The 14,233-nt window shown below is 75.0% G+C and carries 14 protein-coding genes; 7 read left to right on the forward strand and 7 right to left on the reverse strand.

Annotated features, from left to right (window positions below; genetic code table 11):
* Window positions 1–102: 102 nt before the first annotated feature.
* The gene (locus ACSNOH_RS09055; protein WP_436720713.1) at window positions 103–579 is read right to left on the reverse strand and encodes a hypothetical protein; all 477 of its coding nucleotides are present in this window, start codon (window positions 577–579) and stop codon (window positions 103–105) included.
* 133 nt (window positions 580–712) lie between these two features.
* Here ACSNOH_RS09055 and ACSNOH_RS09060 point away from each other — a divergent pair, with 133 nt between their 5' ends.
* A complete protein-coding gene (locus ACSNOH_RS09060) occupies window positions 713–3,289 on the forward strand; it encodes a helicase-associated domain-containing protein (protein WP_436720714.1) in 2,577 nt (858 codons plus the stop codon).
* Between the two features lie 140 nt (window positions 3,290–3,429).
* A complete protein-coding gene (locus ACSNOH_RS09065; RefSeq protein WP_436720715.1) occupies window positions 3,430–5,076 on the forward strand; it encodes a DNA repair helicase XPB in 1,647 nt (548 codons plus the stop codon).
* Window positions 5,077–5,132: 56 nt separating this feature from the next.
* Here the strand turns inward: ACSNOH_RS09065 and ACSNOH_RS09070 are convergent, their stop codons facing one another.
* Window positions 5,133–5,276, reverse strand: coding sequence for a hypothetical protein (locus tag ACSNOH_RS09070; protein WP_436720716.1), 144 nt, complete (start codon window positions 5,274–5,276; stop codon window positions 5,133–5,135).
* 295 nt (window positions 5,277–5,571) lie between these two features.
* On the opposite strand from ACSNOH_RS09070, the gene ACSNOH_RS09075 reads away from it, so the two are divergent.
* The gene (locus ACSNOH_RS09075; RefSeq protein ID WP_436720717.1) at window positions 5,572–7,635 is read left to right on the forward strand and encodes a HelD family protein; all 2,064 of its coding nucleotides are present in this window, start codon (window positions 5,572–5,574) and stop codon (window positions 7,633–7,635) included.
* A 24-nt stretch (window positions 7,636–7,659) separates the two neighbouring features.
* Here ACSNOH_RS09075 and ACSNOH_RS09080 read toward each other — a convergent pair whose 3' ends face one another.
* A complete protein-coding gene (locus ACSNOH_RS09080; protein WP_436720718.1) occupies window positions 7,660–7,986 on the reverse strand; it encodes an ArsR/SmtB family transcription factor in 327 nt (108 codons plus the stop codon).
* A gap of 101 nt (window positions 7,987–8,087) precedes the next feature.
* Here ACSNOH_RS09080 and ACSNOH_RS09085 point away from each other — a divergent pair, with 101 nt between their 5' ends.
* Window positions 8,088–9,302, forward strand: a complete 1,215-nt coding sequence (locus ACSNOH_RS09085; protein ID WP_436720719.1) for an MFS transporter — start codon at window positions 8,088–8,090, stop codon at window positions 9,300–9,302.
* Here the strand turns inward: ACSNOH_RS09085 and ACSNOH_RS09090 are convergent.
* Window positions 9,283–9,756, reverse strand: coding sequence for a hypothetical protein (locus ACSNOH_RS09090; RefSeq protein WP_436720720.1), 474 nt, complete (start codon window positions 9,754–9,756; stop codon window positions 9,283–9,285). The two genes, ACSNOH_RS09085 and ACSNOH_RS09090, sit on opposite strands and share 20 nt — an antisense overlap.
* Before the next feature lie 269 nt (window positions 9,757–10,025).
* Window positions 10,026–10,724 carry a copper homeostasis protein CutC gene (locus ACSNOH_RS09095; RefSeq protein WP_436720721.1) on the reverse strand — a complete coding sequence of 233 codons (699 nt, stop codon included), beginning with the start codon at window positions 10,722–10,724 and terminating at the stop codon, window positions 10,026–10,028.
* 58 nt (window positions 10,725–10,782) lie between these two features.
* Here ACSNOH_RS09095 and ACSNOH_RS09100 point away from each other — a divergent pair, with 58 nt between their 5' ends.
* Window positions 10,783–11,454 (forward strand): HD domain-containing protein, encoded by a 672-nt coding sequence (locus ACSNOH_RS09100; RefSeq protein WP_436720722.1) that lies wholly within the window; start codon window positions 10,783–10,785, stop codon window positions 11,452–11,454.
* A 29-nt stretch (window positions 11,455–11,483) separates the two neighbouring features.
* Here the strand turns inward: ACSNOH_RS09100 and ACSNOH_RS09105 are convergent, their stop codons facing one another.
* Both ACSNOH_RS09105 and ACSNOH_RS09110 read right to left on the reverse strand, forming a co-directional pair.
* On the reverse strand, window positions 11,484–11,750 hold the full coding sequence (locus ACSNOH_RS09105; RefSeq protein ID WP_436720723.1) for a DUF4031 domain-containing protein: 267 nt from the start codon (window positions 11,748–11,750) through the stop codon (window positions 11,484–11,486).
* A gap of 10 nt (window positions 11,751–11,760) precedes the next feature.
* Window positions 11,761–12,129, reverse strand: coding sequence for a hypothetical protein (locus ACSNOH_RS09110; RefSeq protein ID WP_436720724.1), 369 nt, complete (start codon window positions 12,127–12,129; stop codon window positions 11,761–11,763).
* Window positions 12,130–12,183: 54 nt separating this feature from the next.
* On the opposite strand from ACSNOH_RS09110, the gene ACSNOH_RS09115 reads away from it, so the two are divergent.
* Together ACSNOH_RS09115 and murQ are read left to right on the forward strand one after the other, a co-directional pair.
* A complete protein-coding gene (locus ACSNOH_RS09115) occupies window positions 12,184–13,185 on the forward strand; it encodes a MurR/RpiR family transcriptional regulator (RefSeq protein ID WP_436720725.1) in 1,002 nt (333 codons plus the stop codon).
* A gap of 44 nt (window positions 13,186–13,229) precedes the next feature.
* A complete protein-coding gene (murQ, locus tag ACSNOH_RS09120) occupies window positions 13,230–14,231 on the forward strand; it encodes an N-acetylmuramic acid 6-phosphate etherase (protein ID WP_436720726.1) in 1,002 nt (333 codons plus the stop codon).
* Window positions 14,232–14,233: the final 2 nt, after the last annotated feature.

Consider the following 14,233-nt stretch of genomic DNA (forward strand, 5'->3'; position numbering starts at 1 on the left):
GTATTTGTGGCGCCAAGTGCCGGGTGCCACCACGCAAGAGGGCACGGCGCCGTAAATATACGGCCCCGCACCGCAGCCGGAACCGCAGCCCGCGCACCCCGGTCAAGCCCGCCGGTAGCTGTCCGTGGGGCCGCCCCAGCCGCCCTCGGGGCCGTCGTAGTCGATGTACAGGGCCGAGCCGTCGGGCTTCACCTGCAGGTGGCCGGGGCCGCGGTTGCCGTCCTTGCCGCCCTCGCAGGTGAGGGTCACGTTCGCCGTCTCCCGGCCGTTCTTCTCGGGCCCCGGCGCGACCGTGCCCGTACAGGACAGCTTCGCGCCCTTGGCGGTGAGTTTGTCGCCGGTGACGGTGAGGGTGTCCAGCGTGTCGTCCCCGGGGGTGCCGATCGACTTCCAGGAGCCGGCGGCCCGCGCAACGAGCGAGCCCTTCGCCGGAGCATCCTTCGCCGGAACGTCCTTCGCCGGAGCGCTCTTCGCCGGTGCCTCGGCAGGCTTCGCCTTCTCCGCCTTCGAACCCCCGTCCCCGCCACACCCGGCGACCAGAACGACGGCGGCGGCCGCAGCCGAAGTCACAGCCGTCATCCACGCTGCCTTACGCACGACATTCCCTTCCGCACTTCACCATGAGCACGCCAACGTAACAGGCGGCCCCACACACACGGCCGCCCCCGTCAACCCCCTGGCCAGCGCCCCGCAACCCGGTACCGTAAACAGAATGACCACACCGCGGGAGACAGGCAGGAGCGGCAGCGACGCACGCAGCGACGCGAACGGCGCCGCACGCGGCGGGCCGCGGACGCTGGCCGAGGAGCTGCGGACGCGGCCCGACGAGGCGCTCGCCCGCCTGCTGCGCGCCCGGCCCGATCTGCTGCACCCCGTCCCCGGCGACCTCACCCTCCTCGCGACCCGCGCCGGCACCCGCGCCTCCGTCCTGCGCGCCCTGGAGCGCCTGGACCGCTTCGCGCAGCAGACGGCGGAGGCCCTCGCCGTAGCCCCGGACCCCTGCCCGTACAGCACGCTCAGCGCCCTCATGACGGGCGACGCCCCCGGCGACCCCCGCGTCGCGGAAGCCCTGCCCGGCGCCGTCGCCACGCTCCGCGACCAGGCCCTCGTGTGGGGCACCGAGGACCGGCTGCGCCTGGTCCGTACCGCCCGCGAGCTGCTCGCGCCGAGCGCCGCGCACCCCTCCCCCACCGGCCTCGGCCCGACCGTCGCGGAGGCCACGGCCGGCATGTCGCCGGGCCGCCTGCAGCAGATCATCACCGCGGCGGGCCTGCCGGGCACGCACGACCCGGTGTCGGCGGTCGCGGCGCTGACCGCCCTCTTCGAGGACCGCGTCCGCATGGCGGAGCTGCTGGCGCAGGCGCCCCGGGAGGCCACCGCCGTCCTCGACCGCCTCCTGTGGGGCCCGCCGTACGGCACGGTCACCGCCGACCCCGCCCCGCACCTGCGCTGGCTCCTCGACCGCGGTCTGCTGCTGCCCGCCGCGACCGGCAGCGTCGTGCTCCCCCGCGAGGTCGCCCTGCACCTGCGCGCCGGCCGCGCGCACCGCGCCCCCGAGCCCACCGCGCCCGAGCTCGCCCCGGCCACCCCGCACTCCGCGCACACCGTGGACGCGACCGCCGCCGGGCAGGCCTTCGCCGCCCTGTCCGCCGTGGAGGAGCTGCTGACGTCCTGGGAGTCGGACGGCCCGCTCGTGCTGCGCGCGGGCGGCCTGAGCGCCCGCGACCTCAAGCGCGCCGCGGCTCTCCTCGACACCACGGAGGCCGCGGCCGCGTTCTGGATCGAGCTGGCGTACGCGGCGGGGCTGCTCGCCTCCGACGGCGAGGTCGACGAGCGGTACGCGCCCACCCCCGCGTACGACGACTGGCTGCACCTGCCCGCCGAGCAGCGCTGGGCCCGCCTGGCCGGAGCCTGGCTCGCCGCCACCCGCACCGCGGGCCTGGCCGGCGGCCGGGACGCGAAGTCGCGCCTGCTCAACGCCCTCGGCCCGGACCTGGACCGCGCCCCGGCCCCCGAGGTCCGCCACCGCGTCCTCACTCTCCTGGCCTCGCTCCCGCCCGGCACGTCGGTGGCGCCGGAGACCCTGCTGGCCCGCCTGCACTGGGAGCGGCCGCCGCGCACGCCGGCCGAGCCGGGCACGGAGGACCTGCGCACCCGCCTGGCCCGCTGGGCGCTCGCCGAGGCCGAGCTGCTCGGCGTCACCAACCGCGGCGCGCTGTCGGGCCCGGGCCGGGCCCTCCTGGGCAGCCCGGAAGAAGATGCGGCCAGCGGCCCTGCCGGGACCCCTACCGGGGCCGCGCCCCACCGCCCCCTCACCGACGCCGAAGCCGGCGCCCGCACCGTCCGCGCGGCCGCCGCTCTCGCCCCTCTCCTGCCCGAGCCGCTCGACCACATCCTGCTGCAGGCCGACCTGACGGCCGTCGCCCCCGGCCCGCTGAAGCGGCCTCTCGCCCGGATGCTGTCGGTCCTCGCGGACGTCGAGTCCAAGGGCGGCGCCACGGTCTACCGCTTCACGCCCGCCTCCGTGCGCCGCGCGCTGGACGCCGGGCAGACCGCGGCCGACCTCAAGGCGTTCCTCACCGAGCACTCCCGTACGCCCGTGCCCCAGCCGCTGGCCTACCTGGTGGACGACGTGGCCCGCCGCCACGGCCACCTGCGGGTCGGCGCGGCCTCCTCGTACCTGCGCTGCGACGACGAGGCGGTGCTCGCGGAGATCCTCGCCGACCGCCGTTCCGCCCCGCTGCGCCTGCGCCGTCTCGCCCCCACCGTGCTGGCCGCGCAGGTCGCGCCGGACGCCCTCCTGGAGGGCCTGCGGGACATGGGGTACGCCCCGGCGGCCGAGTCCGCGGAGGGCGACGTCGTCGTCACGCGCGCCGACGCGCGCCGCACTCCGCCGCGCACCGCACCCGCCCCCGTCCCGGAGGGCCCGCCGGCCCCCGACGAGACGCTGCTCGGCGCCGCCGTACGGGCGATCCGGGCCGGTGACATGGCCGCGACGGCCGAGCGCAAGCCGCCCGCCGCCACCGCCGCGCCCGCCCCGGCCGAGGGCGGCCTGCCCCGTACGACGTCCGCGGAGACCCTCGCCACGATGCAGGCCGCGGTCCTCACGGGGTCGGCCGTGTGGATCGGCTACGTGAACGCTGAAGGCGCGGCGAGCCAGCGCGTGATCGCGCCGGTACGGGTCGAGGGCGGTTTCGTGACCGGCTACGACCACACGGCGGACGAGGTGCGCACGTACCCGCTGCACCGGATCACGGGCGTGGCGGAACTGGCGGACGAACACGTCTGAGCAGGGCGGCCGGGCCTCAGCCCGGTCCGGCTCCCGCTCCGCGCACCCCCTCCGCCCCCGCCCACCCGGTAAACTAAGGAGTTTCGCGCGAAGGGCCGGCCGGGCCCGGTCGTGCGACCGGCCCGGTAGTGGAGGTACGAGTGTCCTGCTTGATCGTCCAGAGCGACAAGACGCTGCTCCTGGAGGTGGACCACGAGCAGGCGGACGCCTGCCGCCGCGCCATCGCCCCCTTCGCCGAGCTGGAGCGGGCCCCGGAGCACATCCACACCTACCGGGTGACGCCGCTGGGCCTGTGGAACGCCCGGGCGGCGGGCCACGACGCCGAGCAGGTCGTCGACGCGCTCGTCACGTACTCCCGCTATCCCGTGCCGCACGCCCTCCTCGTCGACATCGCCGAGACGATGGACCGCTACGGGCGGCTGAAGCTGGTCAAGCACCCGACGCACGGGCTGGTCCTGGAGTCCACGGACCGCCCCGTCCTGGAGGAGATCCTCCGGTCGAAGAAGATCCAGCCGCTCGTCGGCGCCCGGATCGACCCCGACACGGTCGCCGTGCACCCCTCCGAGCGCGGGCAGATCAAGCAGACGCTGCTCAAGCTGGGCTGGCCGGCGGAGGACCTCGCGGGCTACGTGGACGGCGAGGCCCACCCGATCGAGCTGCGGGAGGACGGCTGGGCGCTGCGGCCGTACCAGCAGCAGGCCGTCGACGGCTTCTGGCACGGCGGGTCGGGCGTGGTCGTGCTGCCGTGCGGCGCGGGCAAGACGCTCGTCGGCGCGGGGGCGATGGCCAAGGCCAAGGCGACGACGCTGATCCTCGTCACGAACACCGTCTCGGCCCGCCAGTGGAAGCACGAGCTGGTCAAGCGCACGTCGCTGACCGAGGACGAGATCGGCGAGTACAGCGGCACGAAGAAGGAGATCCGGCCGGTCACCATCGCCACGTACCAGGTCCTCACGACCAAGCGGAAGGGCATCTACCCGCACCTGGAGCTGTTCGACTCCCGCGACTGGGGCCTGGTCGTCTACGACGAGGTGCACCTGCTGCCGGCGCCGGTCTTCAAGTTCACGGCGGACCTGCAGGCGCGCCGCCGCCTGGGCCTGACGGCGACGCTCGTGCGCGAGGACGGCCGGGAGTCGGACGTCTTCTCGCTCATCGGGCCGAAGCGCTTCGACGCGCCGTGGAAGGAGATCGAGGCGCAGGGCTACATCGCGCCCGCGGACTGCGTGGAGGTGCGCGTCAACCTCACCGACTCCGAGCGGCTCGCCTACGCGACGGCCGAGGCGGAGGAGAAGTACCGCTTCTGCGCGACGACCGCGACCAAGCGGCGCGTCACCGAGGCGCTCGTCGCCCGGCACAAGGGCGAGCAGACGCTGGTCATCGGGCAGTACATCGACCAGCTCGACGAGCTGGGCGAGCACCTCGACGCGCCCGTGATCAAGGGCGAGACGAGCAACGCCCAGCGCGAGAAGCTCTTCGACGCCTTCCGCGAGGGCGAGTTGTCCGTCCTCGTCGTCTCGAAGGTCGCGAACTTCTCCATCGACCTTCCGGAGGCGACGGTCGCCATCCAGGTCTCGGGCACCTTCGGCTCCCGGCAGGAGGAGGCGCAGCGCCTCGGCCGGGTGCTGCGCCCGAAGGCGGACGGGCACGAGGCGCGCTTCTATTCGGTGGTCGCCCGGGACACCATCGACCAGGACTTCGCGGCGCACCGGCAGCGGTTCCTGGCGGAGCAGGGGTACGCGTACCGGATCGTGGACGCGGACGCGCTGCTCGCGGAGGAGGAGGCGTAAGCCGTACGGGCTCAGGCCTTACAGGCTCACGCCGTACGGGCTCAGGCCTTACAGGCTCACGCCTTGCGGGCGTCGGCGTACTGGCCGAGGACAACGACGCTGACGGCCGCGCCGGCGAAGGCCTTGATCGCGCGCAGGGCGTGGGCGAAGGGGGTTTCGGTCGTGGCGGCGGAGTCCGGGTTCCCGGTTGCGGTGTTCATGTCTCCATGATGGTTTCCCGGACCGCCCCGGACATCGGCCTGCCGGTGTAAAAGCGCAGGTCCGCGCGTACGACTCGAGAATCATGGCGTCCCCTACGGGAGAAGGACGCCGACCCTGACAACGGCCCGGGGGGCGCGGGAAAATCACTCGCGCGCCCCCGGGCCGCTGGCTACACTCTCCCCTTCCCGCCCGCCTCCCGCAGCGTTCACCGCCGTCCGGGAGCGCGGCCGCCGACCGGACGGAAACCGGCGGCTTCCGATCGTTTCGTTCCGCCGTACGTCTGGAGGCTCTTCCGTGTCCGCGCCCGTAACGCCCGTGAACGACGACGACCCGCTGGCGCGGGAGCGCGCCCATCTCGCCTCCTCCCGCGCCGCCCTGCGCGCCATGCGGGAGGACGTCCAGGCGCTCGACATCAAGGACGTGACGGCGAACTGGGTCAACGCCGCCGTCCTGCAGCGCCAGATCGAGGACCGCATCACGGCGCTGGCCGACCTCGCGCACACGCCGCTGTTCTTCGGGCGGCTGGACTACGCGCACGCGCCGGGGGCGGATCAGGCCGAAGGGGCCGAGGGCGAGCGTTTCTACATCGGCCGGCGGCACGTCCACGACGCCGACGGCGACCCGATGGTGATCGACTGGCGTGCGCCCGTCTCGCAGCCGTTCTACCGCGCGTCCAAGAAGGAGCCGATGGACGTGCGGACGCGCCGCCGCTTCGGCTACACCGGCGGCGACCTCACCGCGTACGAGGACGAGGACCTGACCGACACGGCGGGCGCCGATCAGGCGAGCAAGCTGCTGCAGGCGGAGATCGAGCGCCCGCGCGTGGGCCCGATGCGGGACATCGTGGCGACGATCCAGCCCGAGCAGGACGAGATCGTGCGCGCCGGCATCGGCGGCACGGTGTGCGTGCAGGGCGCTCCCGGTACGGGGAAGACGGCGGTGGGCCTGCACCGTGTGGCGTACCTGCTCTACGCCCACCGCGAGCGGCTCGCGCGTACGGGCACGCTCGTCATCGGCCCGAACCGGTCCTTCCTGCACTACATCGAGCAAGTGCTGCCCGCGCTGGGCGAGTTGAACGTGGCGCAGGCGACGGTGGACGACCTGGTCGCGCACGTGGAGGTGCGGGGCACCGATTCCGCGACCGCCGCGCGGATCAAGGGCGACGCCCGCATGGCGGAGGTGCTGCGGCGCGCGGTGCGCTCGGGGGTGACGATGCCCCAGGAGGCCGTGGTCGTGGTGCGCGGCTCGCGGCGCTGGCGGGTGCCGGCGTACGAGGTCGAGGAGATCGTCCGCGAGCTGCTGGAGCGCGACATCCGTTACGGCGCCGCGCGCGAGGCCCTGCCGCAGCGGATCGCGCACGCCGTGCTGGTGCGCATGGAGCAGGCCGGGGAGGCGCCGGACGACCGGGTGCAGGACGCGGTCGCGCGGAACGCCGCCGTGAAGGCGGCGGTCAAGGCCGTCTGGCCCGCGGTCGACCCGGTGAAGCTGGTGCTGCGGCTGCTGTCCGACGCGGAGTTCCTGGCGGAGCACGCGGACGGCGTGCTGACGGCGGAGGAGCAGGCGGAGATCCTCTGGGCGAAGCCGGCGCGCGGCGTGAAGTCGGCGAAGTGGTCGGCGGCGGACGCCGTGCTGATCGACGAGGCGGCGGACCTGGTGGCGCGCACGCCGTCGCTCGGCCACGTCGTGCTCGACGAGGCGCAGGACCTCTCGCCCATGCAGTACCGCGCGGTCGGCCGCCGCTGCACGACCGGCTCGGCGACGATCCTGGGCGACCTCGCGCAGGGCACGACGCCGTGGGCGACGGCGAGCTGGGAGGAGGCGCTCGCGCACCTCGGCAAGCCGGAGGCGGCCGTCGAGGAGCTCACGCAGGGCTTCCGCGTGCCGCGCGAGGTGATCGCCTACGCGTCCCGGCTGCTGCCCGCCATCGCGCCGGGCCTGGCCGAGGCCACGTCGGTCCGCGAGGCGGCCGGCGACTTCTCCGTGCGCGCGGTGGCGGCCGGGGAGCTGGACGCGGCGGTCGTGGCGGCGTGCCGGGAGTCGCTGACGCGCGAGGGCTCGACCGGCCTGATCGCGGCGGACGCGCGGATCGGCGCGCTGGGCGCGCTGCTGACGGAGGCGGGCCTGCCGTACCTGGCGCCGGGCGAGGAGACGACGGCGGAGGCCCGGCTGACCCTCGTGCCGGCGTCCCTGGCGAAGGGCCTGGAGTACGACTACGTGGTGCTGGACGAGCCGGCGGCGGTCGTGGCCGGCGAGCCGGACGAGCGGACGGGGCTGCGGCGGCTGTACGTGGCGCTGACGCGAGCGGTGTCGGGGCTGACGGTGCTGCACGCGGAGCCGCTGCCGGGGCAGCTGGGGTAGCTGGGGTAGCCGCCCCGGGAGCGGTCAGCTTCCTTCCCGGAGCCCCTTGAGCAGGGCGTCCAGCAGCCCGGGGAAGCGCTGGTCGAGGTCGGCCCGCCGCAGCCGCACGAAGCGGTTGCGGCCGGCGACGCGCGTCGCGGTCACGCCCGCCTCGCGCAGCACCTTCATGTGGTGCGACACCGTGGACTTGTGCAGGTGGTCGAGGCCGAGCCCCTCCAGGGCGCAGCTGACCTCCCGGCCCTCCATGTAGATCGACAACAGCTGCAGGCGCACCGGGTCGCCGAGCGCGTGCAGCACCTTCACCAGCTGGATGTCCTCGGTCGCGGGCTGCGGCAACCACTCGTCCGGCATCGCTCTTCCCTCCTCACCCCCCACGGCAACTGTTTGACAATTATCCACCCATCCCCAATTGTTTGACGAGCATCCAACGATGCGGATCGAAGGGGGAACCTGTGCGTCTGCGACTGCTCCTACTCGCCCTCGGCACCTTCGCCGTGGGCACCGACACCATGGTCATGGCCGGCATCCTCGGCCGCGTCGCCGACGACCTCGGCGTCTCCGTCCTCGCGGCCGGGCAGGTGGTGACGGTCTTCGCGCTCTCGTACGCGCTGCTGGCCCCGCTCCTCGCCGCCGTGACCGCCCGCTGGCCGCGCCGCCGCCTGCTGCTCACGGCACTCGCCGTCTTCACCGCCGCGAACGCCCTGAGCGCGCTCGCCCCGGACTATCCGACGCTTCTCGCGACCCGGGTCCTGGCCGCCGCGGGAGCCGCGCTCTACAGCCCGAACGCCAGCGCGGCCGCCACCACCCTCGTCCCGCCGGAGCGGCGCGGCCGGGCCATCGCGACCGTCCTCGGCGGAATGACCGTGGCCACGGCGCTGGGCGTGCCGCTCGGCACCTACGTGGGCCGGGCCGACTGGCGGCTGACCATGTGGCTGGTCACCGCGCTGGGCGCCGCGGCCCTGCTGGGCCTCGCCGCCTTCCTCCGCGAACTGCCCGGCCCGGCCCGGGCGGTGAGCCTGCGGGAGCGGCTGGTGCCGCTGCGCGACAAGCGGGTGCTGGGGGCCGTCGCGACGACCTTCGCGTTCTTCGTGGCCTTCCAGTCCGTCTACATCTACCTCGGCACGGCCGTCCGCCCGGCGACCGGCGGCGACGCGGACCGGCTCAGCACGGTCCTGCTGGCGACCGGCATCGCCTCCGTCGCGGGCAGCTGGCTCGGCGGCCACGTCGTGGACCGCTGGGGCGTGCGCAAGGTCCTGCTGACCGGCAGCGTGGTCTCGGTCGTGTTCTTCGCGGCGCTGCCGTGGCTGGGCCGGACGATGACGGGGGCGCTCGTCTACGCGGCGGCGGTGCCGCTCGCGGGCTGGGCGATCTCGGTGGCCCAGCCCCACCGCCTGGCCACCCTGCGCCCCGCGGACGCCCCGCTGCTGCTCTCCCTCAACAGCAGCGCGCTGTACCTGGGCATGGCCGCGGGCGGCGGAACGGGCAGCCTGCTGATGGCGCTCCTGGGCGAGCGCTGGTTCCCGCTGGGGGCGTCGGCGCTGGGACTGGTGGCGATGGCACTGGCGGCGGGCACGACCCGCCCCGCGGCGACGGTCCGGACCGGCAGCGGGCTGCCGGACGGGACGGCATCGCCGGCCCCGGAGCCGGTCAGGAGCGAGGCCGGGTGAACCAGTCCGCCGCCTCCTTCTTCAGGCACCCCACCAGCACGAGGGCTCCCATGGCCAGCCCGGGCCCGCCCGTGAGCTGCCCCGTCGCCAGGGCCAGCAGGGCGTTGAGCAGGACGAGCCCGCCGACGACCGCTCCGGTGATCCGTACGCCGTTGCCGCCGCTGCGGAACTTCGCCGCGACGACGAACGCGACCACGCTGAGCACGAGGCCGACCGAGCCGGTGGCGACCAGCTGGGCCGCGGACGCCCCTCCGGCCCCGGCGGCCCCGCTGCCGGCCACGCCCAGCATGAGCACCCCGCCCAGCACGTTCAGCCCGCCGAGGACGTAGAGCCCGATGCGCGCCGTCCTGACCCCGCGGGGCATCTCCATCGCCACGGGGGCCTGCGGGTACGGGTACGGCGCGTACGGCTGCTGCGGCCGGGCGTACGGATTGCTGGATTCCGGCATGGTCACGGTGCGTCTCCCCGAGGGTCGTGCGATGTCACGCAGAGACCGAGCCCGGCCCTGAACGGCCGCACCCGCCCCCGCGAGAGCAGCATGACCCGCGAAAGCCCCCACAGACATTGCCGGACCCCGGCAATCTTTACACCCTCTTGACGCAGCGGATGGTTGCCCATGAGAGCGATCGGCCGGGCGTCCGCAGACGGGGTACGGCGGACTCCACCCCGGAGCCCGCACCCCGGCGGGACCGCGCGTGCCGTACGTCCGGACGGCGGAGCCGGCTACGCGTCCAGGGCTGAGCGCCACGTTCTGACCGACCCCGCGTCCACCGGGCCCGACCAGCCGTCCGGGCGGGCCGCGCCGCCGATGTGGAAGGCGGAGATGCCGCCGCCGCGCAGCACCGGCAGGTGCTTGAGCTGGAGGCCGCCGCCGACCATGATCTGCGGCTCGTAGCCGGGCTCGTCCGAGCGGCCCGCCTCCGCGAGGAGCGTCGCGAGGCCGTCGTCGACGCCGGACGGGGAGCCCGCCGTCAGGAAGGTGTCCAGGCCGGGCAGGTCGGCGAGCTGCTTGCGCAGGGCGTCCCGGTCCGCGGCCCGGTCGATGGCGCGGTGGAAGGTCCAGCGCGCCCGCGGGCCGATCGCGTCGGCGAGCGCGGCGACGGCCGTGAGGTCGGCCCGGCCGTCGTCGGTGAGGAAGCCGAGGACGAACTCGGAGGCGCCCTCCGCGACCAGCGCCCGGGCGGTGTCGCACAGGGCGGCCAGCGCGGCCGCGTCACCCGCGGAGAAGCCGTCGGTGGCGCGCAGCATGACCCGTACGGGGATGGTGACGGCGTCCCGGACGGCGGTGAAGGTCTCCAGCGGCGGCGTGAGCCCGTCCGCGGCCATGTCGGCGACCAGTTCGAGGCGGTCCGCTCCGCCGTCCTGCGCCGCCTTCGCGTCCCGCGAGTCGAGCGCGATCACCTCAAGAATTGGTCTAGACATATTGCACAGCCTGCCATACCCGCGCCCCGCCCCGAAAGCCGTGTTCCACAATTGGCCTATGACAGCCCCGAGCGAGCACCCGTCCGGCCCCGCCCTCCGCGCCCGCTGGCAGGAGACCGTCGGCCGCGCCCGCCACGCCGGCGCGGCGGAGGACGCCCCGGACCCGGGACCGTACGCCGACGACCTGCTGCGCCGCTGGGCGGAGCCGCAGCGCCGCTACCACACGGTCGACCACCTCGTGGCGGTCCTGGACCGGGTCGACGAGCTCGCCGCGCACGCCGACGACGCCGACGCCGTCCGCCTCGCGGCCTGGTTCCACGACGCCGTCTACCGCCCGGACCGCTCCGAGAACGAGGAGCGCAGCGCGCACCTCGCCGAGCGCGCCCTGCCCGAGCTGGGCGTCGGCGCCGCCCGTACGGCCGAGGTCGCCCGGCTGGTACGGCTCACCGTCGGCCACAACCCGGCGGCCGGTGACCGCGACGGCGAAGTGCTCTCCGACGCGGACCTGGCCGTGCTGGCGGGCACCCCCGAGGAGTACGCCGCCTACGCCGCCGCGATCCGGGAGGAGTACGGCTTCGTGCCGGACGCGGCCTTCCGCGAGGGCCGCTCGGCGGTGCTGCGGCAGCTCCTGGAGCTCCCGCGCCTCTTCCGCACGCCGCTCGGCTACGACCGCTGGGAAGCGGTGGCGCGCCGCAACGTCACCACCGAGCTCGGCCTGCTGACCGGCTGAGAACCGGCTGAGGACCAAAGCCCCGCCCCCTACGGCCGCTCGTGCTTAGGCCGCCGCAGCCCCGCGCCCACCAGCAGCCGCACCAGCTCCTTGCTGCTCGCCTCCACCGCACCGAGCCGCACGGCCTCCCCGTAGGACGTCGACGGCACGTCGTAGTGATCGCGGTCGAACGCGCGCGCGGGCGCGCCGAGCCGCGCCGCGAAGGCGTGCAGCTCCGCGAAGGACACGTCACTGATCAGGTGGGACCACATGCGGCCGTGCCCGGGCCAGACGGGCGGGTCGATGTACAGCGTCATCCGCGGCGCCTCACCGGAGCGCGTCGCCGAGCGAACCGACCGGGGCGACCAGGACCGTCTGCTTGGTGCACGCCCAGTGCGGATCGGGGCCCAGCTCCGGCTCGACCTCCAGCGCGTGCAGGTCACCGCCGTCGGAGCAGACCGGGCACAGCGGCCAGCGGCCGTGCCGCTCCAGCAGGGCGTCCTGCACGTCCTGGGCTATGAGCCCGACCACGAACCCCGCGCCCTCCGGCCACTGCTCGACCCACCACCGCCGCTGCGCCACCGCGTCCTCGACGAGCGAGACGACGTCGGCCTCCGCCACGTCACCCGCGACGAGGTCGGCGAGGATCAGGGCACGCGCCGTGTGCAGCGCTTGTTCGAGCTCCATACGGTCCATTGTCCCGGACGGTGACGGTTGACGGCTCACCACCCTGAAAATACCTTTCAAAAGGTGAGCAGCAAAGTGAAAGAAACTACCGGAGCCGGTGGTGCGGGCGGTACGGGCCGCGCCACGGGTGGCGAGCGGCCCGTCCCCGCTCCGGCGGGACCGTCGGCGGGACCGCCCACCGCGCCTCCCGCCCCCGGCGCCCTCGCCGCCAAGGTCCGCACCCTCGCCCCCTCCATGACCCGCTCGATGCAGCGCGTCGCCGAAGCCGTCGCCGGGGACCCCGCGGGCTCCGCCGCGCTCACGGTCACCGGCCTGGCCGAGCGGACGGGCACCAGCGAGGCCACCGTCGTGGGCACCGCCCGCCTGCTCGGCTACCCCGGCTACCGCGACCTGCGGCTCGCCCTCGCCGCGCTCGCCGCCGAGCAGGCGCCCGGCCGCGCGCCCGCCGTCACCGCCGACATCGCGGTCGACGACCCGCTGCCCGCCGTCGTCGCCAAGCTCGCCCAGGAGGAGGCCCAGTGCCTGGCGGACACGGCCGCCGCCCTCGACACCGCCCAGCTGGAGGCCGCCGTCGCCGCGCTCGCCGGCGCCCGGCGCATCGACGTCTACGGCATCGGCGCGTCCCACCTGGTCAGCCAGGACCTCGTCCAGAAGCTGCTGCGCATCGGCCTGATCGCCCACGCGCCCGCCGACCCCCACCTCGCCGTCACCAACGCCGTCCAGCTGCGCGCGGGCGACGTCGCCGTCGCCATCACCCACTCGGGCCGGACCACCGACGTCATCGAGCCGCTGCGGGTCGCCTTCGAGCACGGCGCGACGACGCTCGCGATCACCGGCCGCCCGGAGGGCGAGATCGCCCAGTACGCGGACCACGTGCTCACCACCGCCTCCGCCCGGGAGAGCGAGCTGCGCCCGGCGGCCATGTCGAGCCGCACCAGCCAGCTCCTCGTCGTGGACTGCCTGTTCATAGGCGTCGCCCAGCGGACGTACGAGACCGCGGCGCCGGCCCTGTCGGCCTCGTACGAAGCGCTCGCCCACCGACACGCCCCGCGCTCCCCGCGCTGACCGAAGCCGGCCCGCCCGGCCCGCACGGAAAGAGCCGTCCGCCCATGGCCCCTTCAGCGTCGTCATCCGCATCAGCCGCGCCGTCCGGCCCCTCCAGCCCCTCCGCCCCCTCCGGCGCACCGCAAGCACCCCGCGCCCTCCGCGACGAACTCGCCGCGCTCACCACCGAGGCGTTCCGGCCCGAGCTCGCCGACATCGACCGGCTGCCCACCCTCGACATCGCGCGGATCATGAACGGCGAGGACGCCGGCGTGGCCGCCGCCGTCGCCGGGCGGCTGCCCGAGATCGCCGCGGCCGTCGACGCGACGGCCGCCCGGATGGCCCGCGGCGGGCGGCTCGTCTACGCGGGCGCGGGCACCGCCGGCCGCCTCGGAGTGCTCGACGCGAGCGAGTGCCCGCCCACCTTCAACACCGACCCCTCGCAGGTCACGGGCGTGATCGCGGGCGGCGCCGCGGCGCTCGTCACCGCCGTCGAGGGTGCCGAGGACAGCAGGGAGCTGGCCGCGGGCGATCTGGCCGCACTCGGCATCGGCCCGGCCGACACCGTCGTCGGCGTCTCCGCCTCCGGCCGCACCCCGTACGCCGTCGGGGCCGTCGAACACGCCCGCGCGGCCGGGGCGCTGACCATCGGCCTGGCCTGCAACGCCGGTTCGGAGCTGGGCCGGGCCGCCGAGCACGCCATCGAGGTCGTCACCGGGCCCGAGCTGCTCACGGGCTCCACCCGGCTGAAGGCCGGCACCGCCCAGAAGCTCGTCCTCAACATGCTCTCGACGATCACCATGATCCGGCTCGGCAAGACGTACGGGAACCTGATGGTGGACGTGCGGGCCTCCAACGACAAGCTGCGCGCCCGCTCCCGGCACATCGTCGCCCTCGCCACCGGCGCCTCGGAGCGGGAGATAGAGGACGCCCTGACGGAGACCGGCGGCGAGGTGAAGAACGCGATCCTCGTGGTCCTGGGCGGCGTCGACGGCCGCACGGCCACCCGTCTGCTCACCGAGTCCGGCGGCCACCTGCGCACGGCGCTCCGCGCGGCGGGGGGCTAGCG

Origin of the sequence: Streptomyces sp. URMC 127, assembly GCF_051386535.1 — a bacterium.
GTDB lineage: Bacteria > Actinomycetota > Actinomycetes > Streptomycetales > Streptomycetaceae > Streptomyces.

What these genes read in the sequence shown, in the direction of transcription:
- ACSNOH_RS09110 (WP_436720724.1), bottom strand. Translation starts at nt 12,129, where the DNA reads ATGGACCGTATGGAGCTCGAACAAGCGCTGCACACGGCGCGTGCCCTG.
- ACSNOH_RS09095 (WP_436720721.1), bottom strand. Translation starts at nt 10,724, where the DNA reads ATGTCTAGACCAATTCTTGAGGTGATCGCGCTCGACTCGCGGGACGCG.
- ACSNOH_RS09105 (WP_436720723.1), bottom strand. Translation starts at nt 11,750, where the DNA reads ATGACGCTGTACATCGACCCGCCCGTCTGGCCCGGGCACGGCCGCATG.
- murQ (WP_436720726.1), top strand. Translation starts at nt 13,230, where the DNA reads ATGGCCCCTTCAGCGTCGTCATCCGCATCAGCCGCGCCGTCCGGCCCC.
- ACSNOH_RS09055 (WP_436720713.1), bottom strand. Translation starts at nt 579, where the DNA reads ATGACGGCTGTGACTTCGGCTGCGGCCGCCGCCGTCGTTCTGGTCGCC.
- ACSNOH_RS09100 (WP_436720722.1), top strand. Translation starts at nt 10,783, where the DNA reads ATGACAGCCCCGAGCGAGCACCCGTCCGGCCCCGCCCTCCGCGCCCGC.
- ACSNOH_RS09080 (WP_436720718.1), bottom strand. Translation starts at nt 7,986, where the DNA reads ATGCCGGACGAGTGGTTGCCGCAGCCCGCGACCGAGGACATCCAGCTG.
- ACSNOH_RS09060 (WP_436720714.1), top strand. Translation starts at nt 713, where the DNA reads ATGACCACACCGCGGGAGACAGGCAGGAGCGGCAGCGACGCACGCAGC.
- ACSNOH_RS09070 (WP_436720716.1), bottom strand. Translation starts at nt 5,276, where the DNA reads ATGAACACCGCAACCGGGAACCCGGACTCCGCCGCCACGACCGAAACC.